The following is a 25,410-nucleotide window of genomic DNA, read 5'->3' as shown; positions in this document are numbered from 1 at the left end:
GGCGTGTAGCGGGCGCCGCGGACGGTGCCCGGGTGGACCGCCTCCTTCGGCCGTGAGCGTTCATCGGGGAGATCGAGACCGATCCGCTCGTCCATGTGCCGGCTCAGCCCCGGGTGCCATTCCGCGTAGGCGACGGACGCCCGCTCACTCCGTGACCTGAGCAGCCTCGGCAATCAGGCGCGCGACGTCGCCGGGGCGGGAGACGCTGACAGCATGCGAGGCAGTGACCTCGACGGTCGTGGCTCCGGCGCGCTCGGCCATCCACGTCTGCGTCTGCGGCGGGATGTTCTGGTCCTGCGCGGCAACAAGGAACCAGGATGGGATGTCTTTCCACGCGGGCGCGGACGAAGCCTGCTCAAGGGCGACGTTGGTCACGGGGCGCTGCATGGCGGCCATGACTGTGGCCGTTCCTTCGGGGAGGTCGGCTGCGAACTGGCGGTGAAACATCTCCTGCTTGATGTAGAGGTCCGCCGCTCCGCTGCCGTCGGCCAGGTCCACCGGCACCGGGTGCAAGGTCTCACCCAGTGTGCTGCCGGGGAACTTGCCCGCCAGGTCGAGGGCGCTTTCTCCCTCGTCGGGGACGAACGCGGCGACGTACACAAGGGCCTTGACGTTGTTCAGGCCGGTGGCGGCATTGGTGATGACCGCACCGCCGTAGGAGTGCCCGGCAAGGACAACGGGGCCCTCGATGCTCGCCACGAGCTGCCGAACGTAGGCGGCGTCATCGTGGAGCCCGCGAAGCGGGTTGCTGGCGGCGACCACGGTGTACCCGTCGGCCTGCAGCTTCTCGACGACGCCGCTCCAGCTGGACGAGTCCGCGAATGCACCGTGCACCAGAACAACGGTGGGTTTCTGCTTCATCGTGGGTCCTTCTCTCTTATCGGTGAACGCATCGGGCCGCCTCGGCAGGCGGTGGTGAGCCTCAGTGCGAGGACGGCACACGCTGACCACCCTCATGGACATTCATTCGCTGAGTAGGACAGGAGTGGGACCGCGCTTGTGACACACCTCGAAGGTGCTGTGATTCTTCCTTCCCGAGCCAGGTGGCACCGTCGGTGACCGATCACCGGGCAGTTTGAAGGTCCCAAGATCACTGACTGATCGCCTCGAACGCCGTAGCGGCGTTCCCCTCCCCTGCCGAACTTGACAGCGAAGGGATCACCCCGAGAGTCTTCTACTAGTTCACTAGTAGAAGGCTGGTTCACTGGTGCGATACCGCATCGATCGACACAGCGGCGTGACCGCCTACATGCAAATCGTCCAGCAGACCAAGCAGGCGATGCGGTTGGGCCTGCTCGTGCCGGGCGATCGACTGCCGACGGCCCGGGAGGTGGTGGGGATGACGGCCATCAACCCCAACACCGTGCACAAGGCCTATCGGGAACTGGAGCACGAAGGGCTGGTCGAATCACGCCGAGGCGCAGGGACGTTCGTCACCCGGTCGCTGTCCCGTCCCGAGACGTCCGGCGACTCGGCCCTGCGCGCCGGCCTGTTGCAGTGGCTGCGGCAGGCCCGCGCTGCCGGGGTCGGGCGCGACGACGTGACCGCCCTGTTCACCGACCTCGTCGGGGGCTACGACGCTCTGCCCCAGGAGGCCCCGCAACCGGCTCCGGCGGACCCGCACGCGACATGTCAGACAGAGATCGAGGAAACGTGATGAAAGAATCCGCAGCCGAGTGTTCCGTCGGCGATCCGGCCACTGATCCCGATGTGGGGGACCCTGACCGGACGGCGCTGGAAGCACGGGGACTGAGCCGGCGGTTCGGCCGGTCCTGGGCACTGCGCGACTGCAGCTTCCGCTTGCCCGCCGGCCGGATCTGCGCCCTGGTGGGCCCCAACGGCGCGGGCAAGACGACACTGCTGTCAATGGCGGCCGACGTGCTGGAGCCGACCTGCGGCACGCTCAGCGTGTTCGGGGAAGACCCGAAAGCGCCGGCGAGTCGCGGCCGTGTGGCGTTCGTCGGGCAGAGCAAGCCGCTCTACCCGGGCTTCAGCGTCGCGGACATGCTGCGGGCAGGGCGTGAGATGAACCCTGGTTGGGACCAGGGCACCGCGGAACGGCTCGTACGGCAGGGCGACATACCACTGAGCGCGAAAGTGGGCCATCTCTCCGGCGGGCAACGCACCCGCGTGGCGCTGGCCCTCGCGCTGGGCAAACGGCCCCGTCTGCTGCTGCTGGACGAGCCGATGTCGGACTTGGACCCTCGCGTGCGTCACGAGATGACCGCGTTCCTGATGAGCGAGGTGGCCGAACACGGGACCACCGTGCTGATGTCCACCCACCTGGTCTCCGAGATGGACGCCGTGTGCGACTACCTCGTCACCATCACGGGGGGCCGAGTGCAGCTCGCCGGGGAGATCGACACCCTTCTCGCCGCCCACACCACGCTGGTGGGCCGTGATCGGGGGCAGCTGCCGCCGGCCGAACTCGCCTCCCACACCGTTGTCTCGGCGGAGCGCTCCGGCGGCCAGGTCACCGCTCTGATCCGTCCCGAGGGACCGGTGGCAGGCACGTGGATGCGGCACCAGCCGCACCTGGAGGAGCTGCTCATCGCCTACCTCGGCGTCTCCGACGTACCTCCCCTGATCACTCCCAGCGCGCGCACCTGCGCCGGCAAGGACGCCGCATGAGCGACAGCCACGCCCCTGCACTCCCGGCCACCCGGGCCCGGCTCCCCCACCTGTCCGGGCCGGTGTGGCTCGTCTGGCGCCAGCACCGCGCCGCGTTCTGGACCGGCGCCGGCCTGCTCGCCGCGCTCGCCGTGTTCGTCGTCGTCCAGCGCGCCGAGATGGTGGCCTACATCGAGACCCATGACCTGGTCGGCTGCGTCTACGACTCCCCCGATCCACGCTGCGAGGGCGTGAACGCGTTCCGGGGGCGGTTCTACGACCTTCTCCACTACACCGGCCTGGTGACCTCCTTCGCTCCGCTGATCATCGGCGTCTTCCTGGGCGCGCCGTTGCTCTCCCGCGAGATCGAGAACGGCACGTATCTGCTGTCGCGGTCGCAGTCCGTCAGCCGTGCGCGCTGGTTCGCCTACAAGCTCGGGGTGCCCGCCCTGGTCACACTCGTCGGCACAGGCGTGCTGTCAGCTCTTTACACGTGGTGGTGGAAGCCCGCGGACAACATGCTGAAGGGCATGCACTGGTACGACTCACCGCCGTTCGACAACGTCGGCGTGGTGCCGGTCGCCATGGCCCTGCTCGCCCTGGTCACCGGAGCGGTGGTCGGCATGGTCGTGCGTCGCACGGTGGCGGCCATGGTCGTCACGTGCGCCCTGTGCATCGCCGGCTGGGTGGGCCTGAATTTCCTGCGGCCCCTGCTGTGGCCCGTCCAGGTGGCAACAGCCCGGCAGTTCACCGCCGACCTCTGGGGCTCACCCACCCCCCTGGGTCTTCTGCAGCCGCACGCATGGCCGCTCGAACTTCCCAGCAAGCCCTATTCCTCCTGGACGGTCGACTCCGGCTACCTCACCTCGTCGGGAGACAGGTTCACCTCCACCGCCTGCGGCGGCCCCACCGACGCCTCCGCCGCGTGCCTGAAGGCGCACGACGTGGCGGGCGTGTGGGTCGAGTACCACCCGGCCTCCCACTTCCTGCCCATGCAGTGGGCCACGGCCGGGGTACTCCTCGCCGTGGCAGCGGCCGTCACCGCGTTCAGCTTCTGGTGGGTGCACCGCCGGTCCTGACGTCCGCTCCGTCCGCAGGAGGCGTCCCAGCGGCTTCCGCGGCCCGAACGGCGGCCGGCCCGGCCGGTCCGCCGGGGTCGCGGACCAGGGTGACGCGACCCAGAGGCAGGAGAGGGTGCCGGGCTGCGCACCGGACGTCACGTCCGCCGCGGCAACGTGCCCGGCGGTGCGGTCGACCGGCACGCCGGCGTGCCGCACACCCACCATGGCAAGTGAGTTGACATCCAACGAGATCATGATCGCGGAAGCTGCTTGGCCCCACTGCCGCCTCCGGGCCAGAGCTCCTCTGGCATGCCCTGGTCCGAGGCGCAGGCCGGTTGATGGTGGCGGCGGACCAGCCGACGACCGCGTGACATGGGTGAAGTCGGCCACCGACCCCTTGTACGTCCGGTGTTTCGCCCCCTCCGTTCAGTTGCCCTTCATCCGCCCATCGTCCTGGTTGCGGAAGCTCCGTTGGTCGCCCCCCAGAAGCACCTTGCAGACACGCCTCGCACCCGAGAAAGACGAACACCGTGCCCCTTCCTTCCCTGGACAGACGGAAGTTCCTGACGCTGACGGGTGGCACCCTCGGTGCCGCCATGACGTCCCAGCTGCTCGGAGCCCCGACCGCGGCCGAGGCGGCGGAGCTCGATCCGGCGCCCTTCACCCTGGGCGTCGCCTCCGGCGAACCCGACCACGAGAGTGTCGTGCTGTGGACCCGGCTCTGCGCCGACCCCTTCGACGTGGAGGCGGGCGGCATACCGGCCCAGCCCGTCACCGTGCAATGGGAACTCGCCCGCGACGAGGACTTCCGGCACGTCGAGCGCTCCGGCGAGGTCACCGCCGTCCCCGGGTCCGCGCACACCGTGCATGTCCTCGCCGAGGGTCTGAAGGCGGACCGCTGGTACTGGTACCGCTTCCGGGCCGACGGCGTGCACAGCCGTACCGGACGTACCCGCACCCTGCCCGCGCCGGGCAAGCACGCCGACCGGATGCGGTTCGCCTTCGCCTCCTGCCAGTCCTGGGCCGGGGGGCCGTACCCCGCCTACCGGGATCTGGCAACGCAGGACGTCGACTTCGTCGTCCACCTCGGCGACTACATCTACGAGACCAGCAAGGGCTCCCTGGAGGAGTTCCGACGGCTGTACGCCCTCTACAAGACTTCCCCGGACCTGCGGGAGGCCCACGCCCGGTTCCCGTTCTTCCATACCTGGGACGACCACGAGGTCCAGAACAACTACGCCGCGGACGTCCCCGGCGGCGCGGGCGACGGCCGCCCGTTCCTGGAGCGGCGCGCCAACGGCTACCAGGCGTTCTACGAACACCTGCCGATGCGCGAGGCCCAGCGCGCCGACGGTCCCGACGCGCTGATGTACCGCACGCTCAAGTACGGCCGTCTCGCCCAGTTCAACATCCTGGACACCCGTCAGTACCGCAGCGACCAGGCACTCGGCGACGGGCGCAAGGAGCCGACCGGCGAGGTCTACGACCCCGCCCGCACCATGACCGGTCCCGAGCAGGAGCGCTGGCTGCTCGACCAGCTCGACCGGTCCCCCGCCCGCTGGAACGTCATCGCCCAGCAGACGATCATGGCCGCTTTCGACTACGACCTGGGCCCCGGCCAGGTCGTCAACCTCGACCAGTGGGACGGTTATCCGGCCGCCCGCTCCCGCATCCTCGACTTCATCGAGAAGCACAAGCCGTCCAACCCGGTCGTCCTCAGCGGCGACTGGCACACCCACTGGGTCAACGACCTCAAGACCGACTTCACCGACCCGGACTCCCCTGTCGTCGCCACGGAGTTCGTCGGTACGTCGATCTCCTCCGGCGCGGGCTGGGACAACGATGTCCGGCAGGGCCTCGCGGCGAATCCGCACGTGAAGTTCTACAACGGCAGCTACCGCGGCTACGTCCTGTGCGACGTCACCAAGGACCGGTGGCGCAGCGACCTGCGGATCGTGCTGAACCCCCGGGACGCGGCCTCTCCGGCGTACACGATTGCCTCCTTCGACGTACGGGACGGAGTCCCGGGCGCGCGGCGGCGCCGGGACGACGGCGACGGATTGGTGGGCCGGATCATGGACCGGTCCGGACGGCCGCTGCGGAACGTCGCGGTCACGGTCACCGACCAGGCGGGCACCCGCATCTCAGACACCACGACGGACCCCTCCGGCGAGTTCATCGCCTTCGCTCCCGAGGGCACTTACGAGGTCACCGCCAACGGTGTCGGTTACGAACCCGCGAGCCGAGAGGTGACGGTCCGCCTGCCAGGGGCCACTGACGTCGAACTGCGGCTGGACCGGACCACGGCGGCCTACGCCGTGACCGGGCGCACCGTGCCAGGCCCGCAGTCCGAGGGCACCACCTCCGACATCGTCCTCGGCAACGACCTGATAGCCCTCGCCGTGTCCGCCGGTTCCGACGACCCCCAGCTGCCGAACGTGACCGCCGGCAAGCCCCGCGACCTGGCCGCCGTCGGTCACCTCGACCAGCTGGACTGGCTCAACCTCCCCTACGCCTCGACGGCCCGCCCCCGTGGCGGCAACGCATGGCAGCAGCTCACCGTCAGGTCCAGCTCCGTGGTCATCGTCAGCGCGGGCGGCCACAGCGCAGTGGTGCGTGCGGTCGGCGCCGGTACGCAGATACCCGACCTGGACGTCGTGACGACGTACACCGTCACACGCGGCGAGCCCTGGGTCCTCGCGGAGAGCGTCTTCACCAATCGCGGGTCGGCGCAGCAGACCTTCTGGACCGGCGACGTCATCGACCACGACGGACTGGGCCAACGGACCGGCGTGCCGGGAACCGGCATCGTCACCGCCGGAACACCCGCCGACTTCACCCCGACCGCGCCGTGGATCGGGATGACCGGGCTGGACGGGCAGACCTACGGACTCGTCTACGACGACACCGCGTTCACCGCCTACGCCTGCGGCATCTGGGTCATGAGCCAGCGCCAGGTCACCCTGTCGCCCGGTGCGGCCTTCTCCCTGCGGCGGCGTATCGTCACCGCCGACAACCGGGACTCGGCGGATCCCTTCGCCGTGCTCGACCGGCACTGACAACGCGTCATCCCCCGGGCGGCACCGGACTCCGGTGCCGCCCCGCCCCTTTGTCTGCGGCACCGGCGCCTCCACCCGGTTCGTGGCCCTCAACAGCCAGTCGTCCCCCCTTGTACCGCACTTGCTCGGGTTTCAAGAACGAACGGCGAGTTGCCCGACGTCAAGCGGTGCCGTCTCGTCGAGTTGGCGCAGGCCGGTGCGTATGTGATCGGCTTCGGGGTGGCCCATCTCGTCCAGTGCGGCAAGGGCACGCTGCCAGCTGTCGCGGGCCTTCTGCCTCTCGTCCGCGGCGAGATGGGCATGCCCGAGGTGGGTGAGTACCTCGGCTTCGTGGAAGCGGTGGCCCAGTTGCTCGTAGAGCCGTAACGCCTGCCGATAGCACCGGATGGCCTCCACCGGTCGGCCCAGGTGGTGGTGGGTGTAGCCGAAGGTGTCCCAAACAGCTGCCTGTCCCTCACGGTCCGCGCTGTCCCTCAGCAGGTCCAACGCCTGCCGGCACAAACTCAGGGCTCGGCGGTCGCCTTGTTCGGCGTGATACCAAGCGAAGTTGTTCAGCACCCTGGCTTGTCCGGAGCGGTCGCCGCCCATCTGGAACTGCACCAGTGCGGCCCTGAGGTGATCTCCGGCTTCGTCGTGACGACCCTGCCGGGACAGCGCCCACACGACACCGAGGTGGCAGTGCGCCTGACCGACAGGGTCGGCGAGCTCGCGGAACAGGTCGAGGGCCGTAAGCAGAGAGGCGGCGGAGTCGTCAGGACGGTCCAGACAGCGATAGGCGATGCCGAGTCCGCGGTGGGCGTGCGCCTCTCCGACGGCGTTGGGAAGGCACCGCGCCGCCTGCAACGCGGTGTGCTGGACGGCGAGCAACTCGTGTCCGCGACCACGCCGCTGGAGGTATGTCGTCAGTCCCCACGCGAGGTGCCAGGCATGGTGGTGCATCGCTGTGTCGGCGGCCCGGCGCACCAGTGCGAGCAGCACCCGATGCTCGGTCGTGAACCACGTGGCAGCCTCCTCGTGATCAGCGCTTTGCTCGGCGACGGTCTGCGGACTCGGCGGTGAGAGGACGATCGGGTCGCGGTGCGGGGCGAGCTGGTGGTCGGCGGCGTGAGCGCTGTGCACGTAGTGGTCGAGCATCCGGTGCAGGGCGGGATCCTGTTCGGTGCGGGGATCCAGGCAGTGGAACTTCTCCGTGGCGTAGGAGCGCAGCAGGTCGTGCAGGGTGTATCTGCCGGGGGTGTGTGACGTGATCAGGTGGGCGCGGGACAGTTCGGCCAGCAGATGCCTCGCACGAGTCGCCGTGTGGCCCGTCAGGCTGGCGGTGGCATGCAAGGAGACATCTGGACCGGGGTGGAGTCCGAGCAGGGCGAAAGCGCGTGCGGCGCCGGGACTGAGGGCATCGTAGGACCAGGAAAACACCGCGCGCACGTCGGTCGGCGGGTCGTCGGCATCACCGGTGAACGCGTCCAGACCGCCGTCTGCGGCGCGCAGTTCACCGGCCAGCCAGGCCAGACGCAGGCGAGGCTCCATGGCGGCGCGGGCGGCCACGACGGCCAGGGCCAGCGGCAGCCGAGCGCACCGGTCGACGATCTCCCGTACCGCCTCCGGCTCGGCGGCCAGGCGCTCCGCGCCCAGACGGTGGGTCAGGAGCGTGCGTGCTTCGCCATGGGACAGCAGATCCAGCGTCAGGGTGTGAGCGCCCTCCACGGCAACCAGGCCGAACAGCTGGTTACGGCTGGTCACCACGGTCAGGCAGCCGGGTGAGCCGGGCAGCAGCGGCCGTACCTGTCGCACATCACGGGCATTGTCCAGCACCACCAGCACGCGCCGTCCGGCCAGCCGACTGCGGTAGAGGTTCACCTGGGCGTCGAAGTCGGCCGGGACACGTTCGCCGGGTACGCCCAGCGCCTCGAGAAGGCCCTGGATCGCCTGCCGGGGGGACACCGCCTCTCCGGACATGTCGAAGCCCTGCATGTTGACGAACAGCTGGCCGTCCGGGAAGTGATGGGCCACCCGGTGCGCCCAGCTCACAGCCAGGGCAGTCTTGCCGACGCCTGCCGTCCCCGACAGCACTGAAACGGCCGCCGAGTTCGGCCGGTCGACGTGGTCGGCCAGCACTTCGTCCAGGGCTGCGATCTCTGTTGTTCGGCCAGTGAACCGCTGTGTGGGAAGCGGAAGTTGTGCGGGCGCGGCCCAGGCAGACTCAGCAGTACCGCACGGTGGCCTGCTGGCCGTCGGACCGGTGGCTCGGCGGCGCAGGATCTCCTCGTGCACCTGCTGAAGTTCCGCGCTCGGATCGGTTCCGAGATCATCGGACAGCCGCTGCCGCAGGGTGGCGTAGCAGGCGAGGGCCTCCGCTCGTCGCCCGGCGGCGTTCAGAGCCCGCATGAGCAGGCCGGCGAGCGGTTCCACCAGAGGATGCTCTCCCAGCAGACGGGGCAGTGCCGCGATCACGGCCGCCGAACCGCCCATCGCCAGTTCCGCCTGCGCCCAGGTGATCGCCACGTCGACCCGCTGTTGCCGCAACATCTCCCGGGTGTGCGCTGCCCACTGGCCCGGCAGCCCGGCCAGCGGTTCGCCGCGCCACAGCGAGAACGCCTCACGCAACAGCGCCAGCCGCTCGTCGCGGTCCTTCCCGCGGGCTGCTTCGACCAGACGCCGGCACCGGTGCATGTCGACCAGGGCTGGCGCCACCGCGAGCCGGTAGCCGGCCGCAGTGCGCAGCAGCCGCGGACGCCCGGCTCGTTCGTCCGGGCCGTGGACGGCGGCATGCTCGAGTGTTCGGCGGATCCGGGCGGCGTGCGAGTAGAGCGAGGCTCGCGCCTGCGCCGGCACCTCTTCGCCCCACACCCGGTCGATCAGCGTCTCCAGCGTCACCGCACGGTCCGCGTCGACGAGCAGGGCCGCGAGGAGGAGATGCCTTTGCGGAGGGCCCAGGCCCACCACCTGGCCGGCTGAGCGCAGCTCCACCTGGCCCAGGAGCCGGAACTCGGTCGAGTCGCCGTCGCGTCTGTCTGGCCCGTCCATGACGGACAGCACAACATGCGCATGCCAGGCCGACAAGGTCGCGACAAGGTTTTCGCCAGGCGGGCGGTCCATTGTCGGCACGTGCCCGGCCGGGATCGCCTCGCACCGCCCCTCGGCGCGGCATGAGGGACACGGCGGCTGGCACGAACGCCGAAGAGGGCACGACCACCCGACATCGATCAATGGAGGTCCTATGCGGGTTCGCACACACGGACTGGTGGCCGGCGCCGCCATCTCGCTTCTTCTCGGCGCCGCTGTGACACCCAGCGCCCAGGCCGCCGCCGACAAGGCCGGTTCGGCGGCTCCCGCGGCGGCACCGGCTGCCGTGGCCGCGGTGGGCTGCACGGGCGGCTTCACGCGGGGTCCGTACTGGTACGCGGGCGTCGACGCCAGCGTGCGAGCGGGAACGCGGATGGTCGCGGACGTCCAGGGCCCATGGACCTCGGACGGCGTCCAGGCCCACATGTGGCACTGGTACAACGGCCAGAGTCAGAAGTGGTGTCTGGACCCTACGGAGAACGGTAGTTCGGGGGGCACCTTCTACCAGGTGCGCAACTACTACACCGGCAAGTGCCTGGACTCGGGCGCCACCGGGTACGGCACGCTGGTGAAGCAGCAGACCTGCAACTCGGGCACCGATCAGCGCTGGTACATCACGTCCAAGGGGTCGTACAGCACCCCGGACGGCACGCAGCCCGCCTACGAGTTCCGCAGCGTCGCCAACGGCGCCGGGTACTGCCTCGACGTGCGGGAGTTCGGTTACGCGGACGGTGCGCTCCTGCAGACGTGGAGCTGCTCCAACGGCCGCAACCAGCGCTTCTACTGATCGCGGCTCGCGCAGGCGGCGCTCTGTACGATTCCGTTCCCGGTGGGTACGGCCGTGCCCACCGGGGCGGCTCGCAGTCAGTCGGCACGGTGCGGTCGTCGAGGAGCCGGTGTGCGCGGGGGGTCACCGCATCGGCCGCGGGCGAAGTGATCAAGTCCGCGATCTCGGGGCAGGCGACTTGGTGATCTTCGTCGACCAGGGGAGGCGTCTCACCACCGTGACCACACCCACACGCCTACGACGCGGCGACCGCCGACGGACCTTCGATCTGCGCGCGACGGCCGTCTTCTTCGGCCTTCTCGCGCTCCTGTTGAGCAGCGCGGGCCTCGTCGTCCGTTCGGCGGCCGGGGCCCTTCAGCACCGCCCGGTATGGGTGGTCGTGCTCTGCCTCGTCGTGACGGCGATCGTCCTGGTCTTGCGCAGGCGCGGGACCAGGCGCAGGTTCTCAGCGAAGCGGACCGCGCAGCGGGCCGCCGCAGCACTGGAGGAGGCCACGCACACAGCTCTCGACTCGATGGACACACCGGCGGCCTCCGCCACGGCGGCTCGGACCAGGGCCGACTTGCCGGCGACCGGCTGTCGGGTTGCGTTCGAGCGCCCCGCCGCCGACAACGGGACGGAGCTGACGGCTCCGCTTGAGGAAAGCGTGGCGTCGGCCGGTCCAGTGGCCGGCACCGGAGCAGTGGACGACGAAGCCGGCACCACTGTGGCCCTAGATACATTCACAGACGGGGACACGCTCGACTGCGACGCATTGGACGCCGACGAGTTCGAGCGGGCGATCGCGGAGCTGTGCGAACGGGACGGATGCGTTCAGGTGGACGTGGTCGGGGGCGCCGGGGACCTCGGCGCCGATGTCCTCGCCGTCGCACCGGACGGGCGGCGCGTCGTCATCCAGTGCAAGCGCTACTGCGACAGCAACCGCTGCGGCTCACAGGAGATGCAGCGCTTCGGGGGCACCTGTTACGCCGTCCACGAGGCCGACGTAGCAGTCGTCGTCACGACGAGCGACTTCACGGCTCCGGCCATCGAGTACGCCGAACAGTGCGGGATCGTCTGCCTCAACGGCGAGGCCCTGCGGGCCTGGAAAGACGGCACGGAACCGGCTCCCTGGAACACGTAGCCCCCGGCTGCCCCGGCACAGCTTCCCCCACCGCCTCAGGACAACGACTCGATCAGCCTCGACGTCGAAGCCGAGCACCGGATGGCCGGAGTCGCCCTCCGGGTCCATCAGCACCGGCTCGCCCAACCGCCGCCCGATGTCCCGAAGGAAGCCGCAGAACACATCAAGTCGATCCTGGCCCATCAACTCCCGCAGGTCCACGTCGAAGTCGACTTGATCGTCGGCGTGGACTCTGAAGATCGCCAACACGTCGGCACTCGGCCAGACCCCCAGCGCCGGGCACTCGGCATCCGCCGGAGGGGACAGCACGGCCTCCGCCCGGGGCACCGGAAGCGCCATCTCTCCCTCGGAGTACTGGCACTTCCAGCCCTTCTGCGCAACGAGGTCGAACCCCCGTTTCTCGTGACCAACAGATAGAGGCACTGAGGCGCGGGGCCCCTGTCAGTTCACTGACGGCCCATTCGTGGGCGGCCAGACTGCTCGCGGCGATGGGCGCGGCGATGCTCTCCCTGCGGTCCACCACGGCCAGCGCCTGGAACTGATCCGGTTGGCGCGGCCGACCATGCTGCCGAGCGCCCTGGCGCTGCCCTCGCCGCCCGCGACTGACCGAGAGGCACAGGCCGGACCGGGAAGCAGCAGACGCGGCGTCAACACAGGTCCGCGCAAATGCCGAGAAAGGTGGATGCGGGCCGGTGCGGGCTAGCCCGCCGACCGTGAGGCGACGGTCGCGGTCTGGCCGGTAACCGCTTGAGCGTGCCGAAGCTGGGCTGCGTGCAGGAGGTGGCGCCAAGAGGTGACAGAGGGGCGCCGGCGCAGCAGGGCCCGGCGTTCGCGTTCGGTCATCCCGCCCCAGATGCCATGCCCGATCCGCTCATCGAGGGCATAGGCCAGGCACTCGGTGCGTACTGGGCATCCCGAGCAAAGGGCTTTGGCCCGGTTCTGGGCGGCGCCTTGGACGAAGAGTTCGTCGGGAGGAGCGGTCCTGCACAGGCCCCGCCTGCCCCAGTCGGCGTCCCTCATCACCCTCGTCCCCTGTTCCCAAGTGCCCTTGTCTGCGTGCGCCACGCACGTGTTCCCGGGTGTTGGGCGGTGAAGCTGTTCACGGCCTGTGACGTGCGTCGCACCTGCGAGCCGGAGCGCCGATCAGACCGCGACGTTTTCGTGCTACAAATGCCCCCTCGGCTCACGTAGCCGGTAACAGGTCGGCTGTTGGGAAGAAGCAGCCTCATCCAATGCTTCACCACGTCATTGCGTGCCGGCCTCAGCAGCCTGCGCTTCACGATCCACGCCCGAAGCGGGGTGCTGGTGCGGCGTGAGGATCTCCAGGGCCCGATGCCACCGGTGTCCGATGCCTCACCGATGCCGCTGTCGAGAGCGCTGCGTGGTGTCGCCTCCAACCTGGCCGGCCCGGAGACCTACCAGGGGTCCCCCGACACGGGCATCGCCGTGGAGCAACACAGACTCTTCAAAGCCACTGGCATCAAGACAGCGGCCATCGCCCCCATCCGCGGCCCCCGTGAAGTACTGGGAGCTTTGACACTGGGACGCTCCGACCCGAATGACCAGGCCTTCACCACGCACGACCTCGCTCTGCTGGAGGACATAGCCGGGCGCATCGGCCTCGCTCTGGAAAACGCACGCCACTACCGGCGCCAGGCCCAGGTCGCGGAGACCATGCAGCGCTACCTTTTGCCCCAGCTCCCTGCTCTGCCGGGCGTCGCGATGACCGCCCGCTACCTGGCCGCATCGGACGCCTCACACGTCGGCGGGGACTGGTACGACGCCTTCCCGCTGCCCTGCGGGGACACCGCGCTGGTCATCGGAGACGTCCTGGGACACGACCTGGAGGCAGCAGCCGGCATGGCCCAGCTACGCAACATGCTGCGCGCCCTCGCCTGGTCACAGAACCAGCCGCCGCACCGCATCGTCGAAGAGCTGGACCAGGCCATGAGCCACATCAGCGACGTCCGCATGGCCACCATGGTCCTGGCCCGGCTGAGCACGGAACCGCACGGCTCCTGGCGCCTACGCTGGACCGGCGCCGGTCACCCACCCCCACTCCTCGTCGACCACAACGGCCTGACCCGCTACCTGAACGAGGCGAACGGCATGCTCCTTGGCACGGCGACACACCACCCCCGGCCCGACACCCAGATCGCTCTGCCTCCCGGCTCGACGGTGGTCTTCTACACGGACGGCCTCATCGAAACCCGCACCCACCCCCTCGACGCCGGGATGGAAACTCTGCGCCGTCACGCCGCAGCCCTGGTCCACCACCCACTGGATGCCTTCGCCGACCATCTGCTGCAGCGGGTACGGCCCGCCGACAACGACGACGACGTCGCTCTGCTCGCCATCCGCATCCCGCCGCACACCACGACCAGCTGACCTCAACCACACGCAGACATTGCGTCGTCTCTACGGACGACGGCCGATCACCACTTGATCGCCGCGGTCACATCTCACGAGACGTGCGCCGTGGCCGCGGCGTTCCGCCTCGGCAAAAAAGTCGGCCAGCGGGGAACGGAAGACGGTGTAGTCGTCGTAGTGGACGGGCAGCGCGCGTTCAGGGCGGATCATATCGAGGAGGCCGGCGCCCTGGTCGGCGTCCATGGTGACCAAGAAACCTCCCGGCAGGGTGGTGCCGCCGAGGTGCACGACGGCCAGGGAGATGTCGGGGCACCGTCGGGGGATCTCGCGCAGCCCGTCGTAAAGGAGCGTGTCGCCCGTCAGGTAGACGACCAGGCGCGTACGCCCGGAGCGGTCCCCGAGTTCCAGGAGGCTTCCCATCACCGGCGGGAGCAACATCCGCAGCGACCCGCGCGCGTGCCGACCCGGTAGGGCGGTGACGCGGACCAGACTGTCGCCGCACAGCAGAGTGTGGGTCTGCCACGTGCGCAGACCCGTAGCCCGATGGAACCCGTACAGCCCCTGCATGACGCGTGCGGCGTGTGGCGTGGTGACGAACGGCACGCCTCGGTCGAGGCCGCGGCGGGCCTCCCTGTCACAGTGATCCCCGTGCAGATGGGACAGCACCACGGCATCGATCTCGAGCCCGGCAAGGTCTTTGGCGTCGAGCGCGGGTTCGGTGAGGCGCCGTGACACCAGCCCGTATCCAAGGTGAGCGAACTGTCCGCGATGCAGAAAGTTGGGGTCGGTGAGCAACGTCAGCTCGCCGTAGCGGATCAGCAGCGTCGCGTTGCCCACGAACAGGATCTCAGCGGTGCCTTCTGGTGGCAGGTCCCGCATGGCCGCCTCCCGTGGTCCCTCCACGGACATCTCCGCCGATCGAGTGCCCAGCAGCGCTCTTCCGACACCTCGGAACCGATCGTGCGGTACGGCATCCCCCGTCACACCAGCCTGGCCGAAGCCGGCCCTGCAGCCCAGAGGGGGCAACCAAGTGAGCCTTTGGTCAGGTGGGTCTGCGCGGGGTCGTGGCGGGAGGCGACGATGGCGGATGATCGGATCGGGCCGGCCGAGCTCTTGGCCGCAGCCGGGGACGCGGCGCCGGTGGCGCCCGGAGATGGTCGCGCACAAGCTCCGGGACCGGTTGGGTGCGCGATACGTCGCCTTCCCCATCTTCGACGGCGTCGGCCGTCATGCGGCGGGGCGGGGCGAGGCGGGGACCTGATGCGCGGGCGCGAGGGCCCCGAACGGCGCTGAGCCGGTGCCCGCCTGCTGCCGTGGTGTGCCAGTACTCATGGCCCGTCCAGGGGACATGCGCATGCATCTCGTCTGTGGCCGGGGCGCATGGGTAAGCGGTAGCAGTGACCATCCCCTCCTCACCGGCGCCCCACGACCCGCACCAGGGCCAGACCTCTGGCCTTAAGAAGGCGTTGACGACACCTCTGCTCTACTTCTTCATCCTGGGCGACGTGCTGGGCGCCGGCGTCTACGTCCTGGTCGGCCAGATCGCCGCGGAATCGGGCGGTGCCGTGTGGGTGCCTCTGCTCGTCGCCTTGCTGCTGTCGCTCCTGACGGCCGCCTCCTACGCCGAACTCGCCACGAAGTATCCGAGGGCCGGAGGCGCTTCCCACTACGCGACCCTCGCCTACGGACCGTTCACGGGCTTCGTCGCCGGATTCTGCATGCTCGCGGCAGGCATCGTGTCCGTCGCGGCACTGGCGCGGGGTTTCGCCGGCGACTATCTCACCGCATTCGTCAGCCTGCCCGTCGTATGCGTGGCGGCGGTCTTCCTGTGCGCGCTGGCCCTCCTCAACGCCCGGGGCATCAGCGAATCCACCCGCCTCAACGTAGCCGCAACGGTCGTCGAGGTGGGTGGTCTCCTGCTCGTCGTAGGTCTAGGGGTCTGGCTGTTCCTGCGAGGCGACGGCGACTTCGGCAGGCTCGTCCACCTCGGCACTGCCGAGACGGGAGCCGCCGCCGCGGTCCTGGGAGGGACGGTTCTCGCGTACTACTCGTTCGTCGGCTTCGAGACCTCCGTCAACGTCGCCGAGGAGACCCGTGACCCACGTCGCTCGTATCCGCGCGCCCTTTTCGGTGCCTTGGTGACGGCGGGGGCCGTGTACGTCCTTGTCGGGATCGTCGCCTCGGCGTCCGTCCCCACCGAAACCTTGGCCGGCTCCAGCGGTCCGCTGCTCGAAGTGGTGAAGGAGGCGGGCGGCGTCCCTCCCAAGCTGTTCAGCTTCATCGCCCTCGTCGCCGTGGCCAACGGCGCGCTGCTCACCGGCATCATGAGTTCCCGCCTGGCCTACGGCATGGCGCGGGACGGCCTCCTCCCCCACTTCCTTACTTCCCTGCTGCCCCGGCGCCGTACCCCGTGGGCCTCGATCACGGCCACGACCGCCCTGTCCTTCCTGCTGGCGCTCACAGGAGATGTGGCAACCCTCGCATCCACCCTCGTACTGCTGCTTCTTGTGGTGTTCTTCCTCGTCAACACCGCCGTCCTCGTCCAACGACGCGACCGCCCGGCCCGGCCCCACTTCCGGGCGTACACCGCTGTACCCGTCCTGGGCGCGCTGTCCTGTGTGCTGCTCGCCACGCAGACCGACGGCGAGGTGTGGATCCGTGGGCTGATCGTCATCGCGGTCGGCGTGGCCTTGGGCGCCGTCGCCGCAGTACACCGCCGCAAGGCCTCGCCCTGAGCGGCAATGACGGCGACAGCCGAGCCCTTGTTCATGTGGAGACTGTCGCGCCCCATAGGGTATCGACGCTCTTGCGGCGGCATCGACGCCACAGACCGAGGCATGAGTTCACGGCTGTCTCCCTCAACTGCCTTCGAGCCGACGCCCACGGTGCCGCCCTGCAGCACTGAACCGAAGCCAGTCTACGTGGCTGCATCGTGGGGAGAGTGGTTCGGCCGGCCAGATGGCTTTTCAGGCTCTACAGGATGCGCGGACTGCAGAGGTGTTGCAGGAGCTTCGGGCCCGGCATCCAGACCCACCTCCTGAACCTCCTGCTGCCCCTCGCGTAGTCCGCCAACCGCGACGCGCCAGCACCGCACCATTGGATCTCCGAACAGCTCATAAACGCTCACCTTGGAAGGTCTCGCACTAGGACGGACACGACAGCGGTGATCACGGTGGACACCGCGGTGGCGACCATCACCGTCCGTCCAGGCCAGAACGCCTGGCGCCCTCTCCTGCGGTCGCATTCAGCGACATCCACATGATCATCGGAACCCCGTGTGAGCCCGGAAGTGTCGGACAAGGCCGCAAGGGGTTCCGCGTCATCACCGCGAGCATCCATGCGCTTCCCAACGAATGATCAAGAAAATGGAAACTGCCACTCGTCAGCCCTCTCGACTTTGGCCCAAGCCCCAGCGTCGGCTTCCAGTGGGTGGAAGTTCTTGTGTGCGCCTCGGCGGACCATCTGGTGGGCGAGGTAGCCGAATTACCGCTCGACCTGGTAGATCCACGGTGTTTTGTGGTGCTGTGATTATCCACGATCAGATGGATCCACAGGTGAACGGACACCTCCGTGTCGATCCGGATCCGGAACTTTTTGAACTCCATGGCTGGGTGCCTGCGGCGCCGGCTTGGCCCGTGGGGATATCAAACGCGGCGAATCGCGTGGTCAAGCCGTTGCGCACGTAGTCGTGGGTACACCGCCAGGGTCCCCCGGCGCCGTCGTGTCAGTAATGTGTGACGGTAGGCAGCAAGGTGATCCGGCCTTCCTCCGCTCCTTCGCCGGCCGCTCCTGCTTGCTCCTCGTGGGATTCGCAGGCACGCGGTGATCTTCTTGCATTCACTTCGTTTGCACCGTCCGGGGGGGCACCGGGAGCGCCGGTAGTTCGTGGGCTGCTGCCGTTCTGGGAACACGTGGCCTATGCGCGCACCCGTCATCAACTGCACTCTCAAACCGTCCCCCCAGACCTCGAACACGGAGGCCCTCGCTGCCACTGTCATCGCCGCGCTGAGAGGCCACGGGGTGGAGGTGGACGTCGTACGGGCCGTCGACCTGAACATCAAGCCCGGCGTCGAAACCGACATGGGTGAAGGTGACGACTGGCCGGACGTGCACCAGAAAGTGCTGTCGTCCCACATTCTGATCGTGGCTTCGCCGACCTGGCTTGGTCGCCCTTCGTCAGTCGCCCAGCGAGTCCTGGAACGGCTGGACGCTTTGCTCAGTGAGACCGACGACGAGGAACGGCCCGTCGCGTACAACCGGGTTGCCGGAGTCCTGGTGACCGGCAACGAAGACGGTGCTCATCACGTCATCAGCGAAATCAGCGGCGCTCTTTGCGATATCGGCTTCACGATCCCCGGCCAGTCCTGGACCTACTGGCACCTAGGGCCCGGCCCTGGTCCCGACTACCTGGACGACGAGCGTGGTCACGACTGGGCGGTATCCACCGGCAGGGCCATGGCTTCCAACCTCTTCCATGCGGCGCGAGCCCTCAACGCAATGCCTCTGCCTGCTCCGCCGTCCTGACTCACGAGGGCACTGGCCAACCGCCCAGGTGGCGCGTCAGTGCACCGTGCCGAGCTTTCCACCGGCTGGTGCGATGACGAGCGGCACCATGCCGGCGTCCAGCACGGCCTGGCGGAGTGTGCGCACCCCCTCGGTGTCGGTGGTGCCGTCGGTGACGATGCCGACCATCCGGCCGTCGGACGGCCACTCCTGTCCGACCTGGGACAGGGCCGGGCTGGGCTGCACGTCGACGGGCGGCTGGGTGGCGTCCGGGGCGGGCAGGCCCAGTCCCTCGGCGACCCGGGCGCACAGCTCGGGGGCGATGTCGGCGAGCGCGCGCAGCTGCCGTTCCTTGATGGCGTTGCTCCAGCACGCGCCGAGCTCAAAGGTGTAGGCGGCGACGATGTGCTCGCGTTCCACCGAGGACATGCTCAGCCAGAACATGCGGGGCAGCACGAGCATTGCCAGGCCGGACCAGGCGGTTGACGGTCGAGTGGCGGTCGCCCTTCGAGGAGGCCGGAAGGCGCACGCCGGACGACTCTCATGAGAGTCACCAGTTGCGCAGGGCGGCGTCGGCCAGCTCCTGGAGTTCGTCACGGCCGACACCGCTCGCGGCTTGTACGGCGATGCCATAGGCGAAGGTGGTGAGGTAGCGGGCCGGCAGCCCCGGATCGGTCTGCGGAGTCAGTCGCCGTCGTCGACGGCTCGTTGGAACCGCTCTTGGACGCAGGAGTAGCCGTTGTTGCCCCAGTCGACGAGGAGGTCGCGGACGGCGCTTCCCGTGCTGCGCAAGTCCTCCGACCCCACCGTGGTCACGATTCGAGCAGCGCCGGGTCGTCGTTCGTCTCGCAACTCTCGACGCGGACGGTCCGACAGGAACTTCGCAGGACGAAAGCGGGAAGTGCCCAGTTAGCCGTGCCGGTGCGGTCGGCCGCCCCGTCTACTCGGTGCCGTGGAAGCTGATCGGCCGCAAGGTCGACGTCCGCTCCACTGGAACCATGGTCCAGGTCTTCCACGAGGACCAGCTCGTCAAGACGCCGGGCGAGGCGCTTCGCAGGCCGATTGGCTCCTTCCCCGCCCTCGGGTGCCGCGCCATCTGCTGCGGCGGTGGACCCGGCGCCCCCCTTGAAGATGGTCGGCGGCCTGCCGTAGCGGTCAGCGCGGGAGAGGTACGAGCCGATGCGGGATGAGTGGATGCGGGCCGTGAACTGGGCCGCCAGCCAAGCCATGACCCAGCCACTGAACAGGCCGCCGCCGTGCAGGAGCGGGGGGCGCAGTTTGCGAAGGAGACCGGGCTCGACCCTGCACACGGTGGAGATGGGGCACGGCGCGTGGCGCCGCCCTCGGCGATGGTGCGACACAGTGGATGCCGAGGACGGCGGAGGGCTGGGTACTGGTAGCCCTCACTGCCCCTTCCGTGGCGGCCGGTCCTGCGGATGCAGTCTGCCCCGGTGCATCATGCCTGGGCGGCGCAACGACAGGTCGTACTCGCCGGGGCGCGCCACGTCCGGGCTGCCGGACCTGGAGAAGGCGTCTCGGGACTCGTGGGCATCCAGTGCAGCAGGGCGTCGCGCTACTCGCCGTACTGCCCGGTGCGCTCCAACGGCGGCCGACAGGCGTGGGCCGTGACGGGGCTGCCGCGTCGGGCCCCGGCGCATACGGTGGACGAACGTGTCGTCGAAGCAGAAACCCAACCCCGCTTGTACCTGAGTGGCCGCGGGTCGGTGGCCGCAGATGCGCGTGACGAATCGCGCCGCGGTCCACGTGCACGGCCGCCTGACCAGCGGCCATGCCGTGATGGCCGGTGTCGTGGTCGCCGCCCGTCCACTGCAGCACCCGCGCACCCACTCGGGCATCGAGCAAGATCTCCGCACAGCGGCGGTGGTCGGACAGTGCTGCGGAAGTCACCCCAGAGGTTCCGTCTCGGCGCCCCTGCGACCTTTAGGTGCTCCTGCCCACCCAGCAGCCCCCCGCCCGGCAGGAAGGAAGCCGGCCGCGGATCGGCACGCCCCTGCCACCCGTCACGTTGAACACATGCGTGCGACAGAAGCATGGCTGACGGCCTTGGCGCTGGAGTCGTACCGAGGAGCTGCGACACGTCACGCGGCAGGTCCGCGGGCCAGGACCGGTCGGCAGGCAGCGGCATAGGCGGAGAAAACAGGGGTGCACCACCGAACCAACAGCGCAGGCACGCGTGAGGGCGGGGGCCGTCACACTCCCCGTCCTCACCTGTTCGACGCTACGCCCGTCGGGGGCGTCTCGTCGATCAGCCGGCGCCAGGAGGCGGCGTTCAGGCCGATGTGTATTCCATGACCGGGGCTGAGTGCGGTGTCGCGGCTTGCGACGTGGCTCGGTAGCCGGCCATGGCGGACGCACTGTTGATCTCTTAAGCGCCGCAGGGTCTGCGTGTCGGTCTCGGTGTCGGCGCAGATGTCCGGCGTTTCACCGGGCCGTCAGCTACGCCTTCCGCCCACCGTGCACCGCGGGCGACCGGACATCCTCGCCGGTGATGCCAGTTGCGGCGGCGCCACCGACCCACGCCAGCCGCAGTGGGGCCGTCCCACAGGCGAGACCGCCGGCTACGCCTCGCCCGCAACGCGCACATGGACATGCGCACGTTGCGGGCCACGGCACCGGGCGCACGCGTGGACAGCGCGCAGAGTGCCGGTAAAGCGGCCGGACCGCGGGACTGATCGACTCAGCCGCCGCTCTTACGCCTGAACGACCGCTGGCTCGCAGCCGGGCCGTGCGCCGCACGCACCTTCGACGCATTCGGGTTGGCGGCAACATCGGCAGCGTCCGCCTGAGCACGGCGCTTGCGTGCCAGGGCTTCACGGAACTTGCGCTTGAGGTCGTAGTTGCCGTCGCTGTCCGGCGCCAGAGGGGACGCCTCGGGGACAGCCGGCTCCGAACCTTCCGTAGTTACGGGCTCTTCGGCCATGGTGACCTCCTGGGTTCGGGGGTGGACCAGCACAGCTTGTCATGCCGGACGCAGTGCGGGGCGCCGGCAACATCATCCTGCACTGTTTCGGCGGGTGTCCCTCCCGCAGTCGAGGGCGTGCGGATCTTAGTTTAGAATTCCTAACGAATGATCTTCGAGGTGGTGGATCGCTCCGGGACTCGAGCTGCTGTTGCCCAAGGTCGAGCGCCGATCTCGGCACCCGGGGCGCAAGCGGCATCCGGACCGACTGGTGTGCCAGCGCATCATGTTCGGGCTGCTCACCAGATCTCTTGAACACCTGCCGCAGGAACTCGGCTTCGGCTCGGGCATGACATGCTGACGCCGCCTGGCCGAGTGGACCAAAGCCGGGGTGTGGTCCCGGTGGCACGAGGTCCTCCTCGCCGAACTCCGCGGCGCGAACACCCTGGACTTCTCCCGGGCGGCCCAGTCAGCGGCGCCTCAGTCCCGTTCGGTCGTTTCGGAGCGGGCCCGAGGCCAGACCTGTGAGCCCCACACCGACGAGCATGACGGCACAGGTGACAATGGTGACGGTTGCGCCCTGAAGGTCGACGAGCGCGCCGAGCATGTTGTTCATCAGCAACAGGGCCAAGCTCTGCACGAGTACCAGCACCGCCTGGATTCGCGACAAGTGGGAGTCAGGCGATGACGCGAGAACCAGCGGCGCGATGTGCGCGGAGAAAGTCCCGTTACCGATTCCGATGACCAGGCCGGCGGCGATGGCCACGGTCGCACTGGGGGAGAGACCGAGCGCGAGCACGCCCACACCCGCCAGGATCAGCGCGCTCGCCGCCATCAGACCAGGCCGCCCCAGCGGGCCGCGCTTCACCACCACCAGGGTGACCGCCACCATGCCCACGCCCTGCGCTCCGAGCACTAGCCCGGCAGCTGCCGCGCCCCACTCCTCCTCCCGTGCGAGCAGGGGTACCAGCAGGGACAGCACGGGCAGCAGGAAACCGGCCGCTGCCCCAGTGAGCCACAGTCCCGGGCGCAGCACCGGATGGGAGAAGGCCACGTTCACCCCGCTCAAGGCTTCCTTCAGGAGACCGTCCGTCTTCGGAGCCGGAGGCACGTCGTGCTGGGGGCGGACGGCAATCAGGACAACCAGAGTGAAGGCGAAGGTGACCGCGTTGACGAAAGCGGCGCCCGCGAACCCGGCCAGGCCGACCAGCACGCCGGCCAGCGGACCGCCTCCCATGTTGATCACCTGGCCGCCGACCTGCCTGAGAGACAACGCCCGAGGCAGCTGGGCCTTGGCCACCAGCCGGCGGGGCATGGAACCCGAGGCCGGCAGATAGAATGCGTCGACGACGCCGACCGCAACGCCCGCGGCGATGAGCAACAAGGGCGTGGCCCCCAGGGAGTAGGCGACGGTCGCGAGAGCGAGCGAGAAGATCAGCATCGCCGCGTCGCCGGTGATCAGCACGCGGCGTGTGCTGACGCGGTCGCTGACCGCTCCTCCGACGAGGAGGAGCAGGACGCGGGGCAGCGTGATCGCGCTCAGGGCCAGCGCCGCGATGCTCCCGCCGTACTCGCTGGCTGCCCAGCCGAGGGCGAAGTAGAAGACCTCATTGCCCACGAGCGACACCAGGATGCCGACGAGCCACAGCGCATACGCCCGAGTCAGCCGGTCCTGGCCATGCCTCTCGTCACACACCTCCGGGACCGGGACGACACCGGCGTCCACAGTCTCCTCGGCCGCCTCATCACTGGCCGCCATTGGGCCCCCCGATCGATCCGACGATGACAACGATCACGGGCCCGACAGTGCCAGACGGCACTGACATCGGGCCCACCGTCGTGGTGCCCGCCCCGGGGGGAACTGCTGTAACACCGCTGGAGATTTACTCGCTCTGGCCAACCACCAGGTCTATTTCGGTAGGAGTTCCTAGTGGGGACCACGGGGACAGACTTCGGGTCGGGCGGAGGGCAGTCAGGCGCGTGGCCAGGAGGTTCGTGACAGGCAACGACTCTCAGCCGTTGCGACGCACGAGGGCGGCCTTGCGGGCCTCGGCGAGCTTGCGGGCCTCGCCGGCCTTTCGGGACTTGCCGCCGGCGCCGCGGGAGGTGTCCTTGCTGGTGCCGAGGCCCCGGAAGGGAGCGTTGATGTTCTTGGGTCGAGGGACAGCGGGCCCCCCGTCGAGCGGCGTGCCGGAGGGAGCCTTGGCGCCGGTGATCCGGCTCAGTTCCGCCTCGCCCGAGCGCACCTTGGTGACGGTCGGCTCGATGCCGGCTCCGGCCATCACGCGGCTCGTCTCGCGGCGCTGGCCCGCCAGCACGAGCGTGACCACGCTGCCGGACTGGCCGGCGCGGGCCGTGCGGCCGGCCCGGTGCACGTAGTCCTTGGGGTCGGCGGGCGGGTCGACGTTGACCACGAGATCGAGGTCGTCGACGTGCAGGCCACGGGCCGCGACGTCGGTCGCCACCAGAACGGTGATCCGGCCGTTCTTGAACTGCTCCAGGGTCCGGGTGCGCTGTGGCTGGGACTTGCCGCTGTGCAGGGCTCCGGCGTGCACGCCGTTGGCCCGCAGATGCCGGGTGAGCTGGTCGACGGCGTGCTTGGTGTCGAGGAACAGCAGTACGCGGCCGTCCCGGGCGGCGATCTCCGTGATGACTGCGTAGCGGTCAGGGCCGTGGACGACCAGAACGTGGTGCTCCATCGTCGAGACAGTGCCCGCGGACGGGTCGACCGAGTGGACGACGGGGTCGTGGAGGTAGCGGCGGACCAGCTGATCGACGTCGTGATCCAGAGTGGCCGAGAAGAGCATCCGCTGACCGTCAGGGTGCACCTGGTCGAGCACGTCGGTAACCTGCGGCAGGAATCCCAAGTCGCACATCTGGTCGGCCTCGTCCAGCACGGTGATCCTCACGCGTCCCAGACGGCAGGCGTTGCGCTCGATCAGGTCATGCAGGCGTCCGGGGGTGGCGACGACCACCTCGGCTCCCTGGCGCAGCGCGGCGACCTGCCGGCCGATCGACATGCCGCCGACGACCGTGGCCGTCCGCAGCCGCAATGCCTCGGCGTACGGCGCCAGCACCTGGGCGACCTGTTGGGCCAGCTCTCGGGTGGGTACAAGGACCAGAGCGAGGGGCTGCTTCGGTTCGGCGCGCCGCCCGGCCGTACGTGTCAGCAGGGGCAGGCCGAAGGCGAGCGTCTTGCCCGATCCGGTGCGCCCGCGCCCCAGGACGTCGCGCCCCTCCAGTGCATCGGGCAGTGTGGCGGCCTGGATCGGAAAGGGTTCGCGCACCCCGAGTCCGCTCAGTGTCCGCAGCACCTCCACGGGCAGTTTCAGGCCGGCGAAGGAGACGGCCGGGGGCAGCGCCGGAGTCTTGGCCTCGGACTGGGCGGGACCGCCGTGCGCAATGCCGGGGTCGTCGGGATGCTTCATGAACAGCCTTCCGCAGGGGGACGTACCGAGGAAGGCCCGGCAGGATTGAACAGCCCACGCACAAACGGAACCGAACAGGCAGAATCGCCCACCGCGACGACCACGCAAACGCATGACAGTAACACAATGCCGACAGCCTTCCGGCATCCGTGGGCCGGGCCCTCAGCTCACCGAGATCCGCCGATACATCACCTGAAGTCGATCACCACACACGCTTGCTCGCAGATCGAGCTCACGCACGGCGAGATCGTTGCGGCCTGAGGCTGTATCGCGAACGGCAGGAGTTGAGGTCCTCGGTTCCGCGGAACGCAAGCGCGCCCGTCCAGTCGACCACGGCGGCCGGCTTGTCGTTGAAAGGGCAGGCCGGGGGGTGCGGGGGCGGGGCCCCGGGAAGGCACCCTCTCAGCAACTCAGATGGTGCGGAAGCAGAGTGCCCCTCCAGGCAGGACCGGGGTGACCGGAGCGCGTAGGGAATGCACTCACGGG

Annotated in this window: 16 protein-coding genes and 4 pseudogenes; 10 read left to right on the top strand and 10 right to left on the bottom strand. The window is 69.2% G+C overall.

Going from position 1 to position 25,410, the window contains the following annotated elements:
- Positions 1-144 precede the first annotated feature (144 nt).
- Positions 145-861 carry an alpha/beta hydrolase gene (locus AB0O67_RS05065; protein WP_365446254.1) on the bottom strand — a complete coding sequence of 239 codons (717 nt, stop codon included), beginning with the start codon at positions 859-861 and terminating at the stop codon, positions 145-147.
- Between the two features lie 343 nt (positions 862-1,204).
- Between AB0O67_RS05065 and AB0O67_RS05060 the strand changes: the two genes are divergently transcribed.
- The 4 genes from AB0O67_RS05060 to AB0O67_RS05045 all read left to right on the top strand — a co-directional run bounded on the left by AB0O67_RS05060 (position 1,205) and on the right by AB0O67_RS05045 (position 6,730).
- The gene (locus tag AB0O67_RS05060) at positions 1,205-1,657 is read left to right on the top strand and encodes a GntR family transcriptional regulator (protein ID WP_365446374.1); all 453 of its coding nucleotides are present in this window, start codon (positions 1,205-1,207) and stop codon (positions 1,655-1,657) included.
- The gene (locus AB0O67_RS05055) at positions 1,657-2,631 is read left to right on the top strand and encodes an ABC transporter ATP-binding protein (RefSeq protein WP_365446251.1); all 975 of its coding nucleotides are present in this window, start codon (positions 1,657-1,659) and stop codon (positions 2,629-2,631) included. Before AB0O67_RS05060 ends, AB0O67_RS05055 begins: the two co-directional genes overlap by 1 nt.
- Positions 2,628-3,689: a hypothetical protein gene (locus AB0O67_RS05050; protein ID WP_365446248.1), complete on the top strand. Its 1,062-nt coding sequence runs from the start codon at positions 2,628-2,630 to the stop codon at positions 3,687-3,689. The genes AB0O67_RS05055 and AB0O67_RS05050 overlap by 4 nt, the downstream gene beginning before the upstream one ends.
- 512 nt (positions 3,690-4,201) lie before the next feature.
- Positions 4,202-6,730 carry an alkaline phosphatase D family protein gene (locus AB0O67_RS05045; protein ID WP_365446245.1) on the top strand — a complete coding sequence of 843 codons (2,529 nt, stop codon included), beginning with the start codon at positions 4,202-4,204 and terminating at the stop codon, positions 6,728-6,730.
- A gap of 132 nt (positions 6,731-6,862) precedes the next feature.
- On the opposite strand, the gene AB0O67_RS05040 is transcribed toward AB0O67_RS05045, so the two are convergent.
- Complete coding sequence (locus AB0O67_RS05040) at positions 6,863-9,754, bottom strand: BTAD domain-containing putative transcriptional regulator (RefSeq protein WP_365446243.1); 2,892 nt, start codon at positions 9,752-9,754, stop codon at positions 6,863-6,865.
- A 193-nt stretch (positions 9,755-9,947) separates the two neighbouring features.
- On the opposite strand from AB0O67_RS05040, the gene AB0O67_RS05035 reads away from it, so the two are divergent.
- Entirely contained in the window at positions 9,948-10,580 is a 633-nt protein-coding gene (locus tag AB0O67_RS05035; RefSeq protein WP_365446240.1) for an RICIN domain-containing protein, read from the top strand.
- A gap of 217 nt (positions 10,581-10,797) precedes the next feature.
- Positions 10,798-11,703, top strand: a complete 906-nt coding sequence (locus tag AB0O67_RS05030; protein ID WP_365446237.1) for a restriction endonuclease — start codon at positions 10,798-10,800, stop codon at positions 11,701-11,703.
- A gap of 36 nt (positions 11,704-11,739) precedes the next feature.
- On the opposite strand, the pseudogene AB0O67_RS05025 reads toward AB0O67_RS05030, so the two are convergent.
- Both AB0O67_RS05025 and AB0O67_RS05020 read right to left on the bottom strand, forming a co-directional pair.
- A pseudogene (locus tag AB0O67_RS05025) lies at positions 11,740-12,090 on the bottom strand (hypothetical protein); the annotation flags it as partial.
- Between the two features lie 312 nt (positions 12,091-12,402).
- Entirely contained in the window at positions 12,403-12,723 is a 321-nt protein-coding gene (locus AB0O67_RS05020; RefSeq protein WP_365446234.1) for a WhiB family transcriptional regulator, read from the bottom strand.
- Between the two features lie 276 nt (positions 12,724-12,999).
- Between AB0O67_RS05020 and AB0O67_RS05015 the strand changes: the two are divergent.
- Positions 13,000-14,091: pseudogene (locus AB0O67_RS05015) on the top strand (GAF domain-containing SpoIIE family protein phosphatase); the annotation flags it as partial.
- Between the two features lie 30 nt (positions 14,092-14,121).
- Here the strand turns inward: AB0O67_RS05015 and AB0O67_RS05010 are convergent.
- Complete coding sequence (locus tag AB0O67_RS05010; RefSeq protein WP_365446231.1) at positions 14,122-14,952, bottom strand: MBL fold metallo-hydrolase; 831 nt, start codon at positions 14,950-14,952, stop codon at positions 14,122-14,124.
- Between the two features lie 587 nt (positions 14,953-15,539).
- On the opposite strand from AB0O67_RS05010, the gene AB0O67_RS05005 reads away from it, so the two are divergent.
- Both AB0O67_RS05005 and AB0O67_RS05000 read left to right on the top strand, forming a co-directional pair.
- Positions 15,540-16,808: an APC family permease gene (locus AB0O67_RS05005; RefSeq protein WP_365446228.1), complete on the top strand. Its 1,269-nt coding sequence runs from the start codon at positions 15,540-15,542 to the stop codon at positions 16,806-16,808.
- A gap of 1,183 nt (positions 16,809-17,991) precedes the next feature.
- A complete protein-coding gene (locus AB0O67_RS05000) occupies positions 17,992-18,597 on the top strand; it encodes a flavodoxin family protein (RefSeq protein WP_365446226.1) in 606 nt (201 codons plus the stop codon).
- A gap of 48 nt (positions 18,598-18,645) precedes the next feature.
- Here AB0O67_RS05000 and AB0O67_RS04995 read toward each other — a convergent pair.
- The 3 genes and pseudogenes from AB0O67_RS04995 to AB0O67_RS04985 all read right to left on the bottom strand — a co-directional run.
- A pseudogene (locus AB0O67_RS04995) lies at positions 18,646-19,026 on the bottom strand (catalase-related domain-containing protein); the annotation flags it as partial.
- 362 nt (positions 19,027-19,388) lie between these two features.
- Positions 19,389-19,886: a hypothetical protein gene (locus tag AB0O67_RS04990; protein WP_365446223.1), complete on the bottom strand. Its 498-nt coding sequence runs from the start codon at positions 19,884-19,886 to the stop codon at positions 19,389-19,391.
- Positions 19,887-21,274: 1,388 nt separating this feature from the next.
- Positions 21,275-21,517: a DUF5302 domain-containing protein gene (locus AB0O67_RS04985; RefSeq protein WP_365446220.1), complete on the bottom strand. Its 243-nt coding sequence runs from the start codon at positions 21,515-21,517 to the stop codon at positions 21,275-21,277.
- A gap of 166 nt (positions 21,518-21,683) precedes the next feature.
- On the opposite strand from AB0O67_RS04985, the pseudogene AB0O67_RS04980 reads away from it, so the two are divergent.
- Positions 21,684-21,962, top strand: a pseudogene (locus AB0O67_RS04980) (transposase); the annotation flags it as partial.
- A 3-nt stretch (positions 21,963-21,965) separates the two neighbouring features.
- Here AB0O67_RS04980 and AB0O67_RS04975 read toward each other — a convergent pair.
- Positions 21,966-23,222 (bottom strand): MFS transporter, encoded by a 1,257-nt coding sequence (locus AB0O67_RS04975; RefSeq protein WP_365446217.1) that lies wholly within the window; start codon positions 23,220-23,222, stop codon positions 21,966-21,968.
- Positions 23,223-23,508: 286 nt separating this feature from the next.
- A complete protein-coding gene (locus AB0O67_RS04970) occupies positions 23,509-24,924 on the bottom strand; it encodes a DEAD/DEAH box helicase (protein WP_365446214.1) in 1,416 nt (471 codons plus the stop codon).
- Positions 24,925-25,410: the final 486 nt, after the last annotated feature.

The organism is Streptomyces sp. NPDC086077 (assembly GCF_040686175.1).
Classification (GTDB): Bacteria; Actinomycetota; Actinomycetes; order Streptomycetales; family Streptomycetaceae; genus Streptomyces.
Note: the sequence above shows the minus strand (reverse complement) of the source record. Positions and strands in the feature narration are given on the sequence as shown.

Excerpts from the sequence above, each read along its gene's own strand:
- AB0O67_RS05065 (WP_365446254.1), bottom strand. The coding sequence starts at position 861 with ATGAAGCAGAAACCCACCGTTGTTCTGGTGCACGGTGCATTCGCGGAC.
- AB0O67_RS05055 (WP_365446251.1), top strand. The coding sequence starts at position 1,657 with ATGAAAGAATCCGCAGCCGAGTGTTCCGTCGGCGATCCGGCCACTGAT.
- AB0O67_RS05050 (WP_365446248.1), top strand. The coding sequence starts at position 2,628 with ATGAGCGACAGCCACGCCCCTGCACTCCCGGCCACCCGGGCCCGGCTC.
- AB0O67_RS05040 (WP_365446243.1), bottom strand. The coding sequence starts at position 9,754 with ATGGACGGGCCAGACAGACGCGACGGCGACTCGACCGAGTTCCGGCTC.
- AB0O67_RS05035 (WP_365446240.1), top strand. The coding sequence starts at position 9,948 with ATGCGGGTTCGCACACACGGACTGGTGGCCGGCGCCGCCATCTCGCTT.
- AB0O67_RS05020 (WP_365446234.1), bottom strand. The coding sequence starts at position 12,723 with ATGAGGGACGCCGACTGGGGCAGGCGGGGCCTGTGCAGGACCGCTCCT.
- AB0O67_RS05010 (WP_365446231.1), bottom strand. The coding sequence starts at position 14,952 with ATGCGGGACCTGCCACCAGAAGGCACCGCTGAGATCCTGTTCGTGGGC.
- AB0O67_RS05000 (WP_365446226.1), top strand. The coding sequence starts at position 17,992 with ATGCGCGCACCCGTCATCAACTGCACTCTCAAACCGTCCCCCCAGACC.
- AB0O67_RS04985 (WP_365446220.1), bottom strand. The coding sequence starts at position 21,517 with ATGGCCGAAGAGCCCGTAACTACGGAAGGTTCGGAGCCGGCTGTCCCC.
- AB0O67_RS04970 (WP_365446214.1), bottom strand. The coding sequence starts at position 24,924 with ATGAAGCATCCCGACGACCCCGGCATTGCGCACGGCGGTCCCGCCCAG.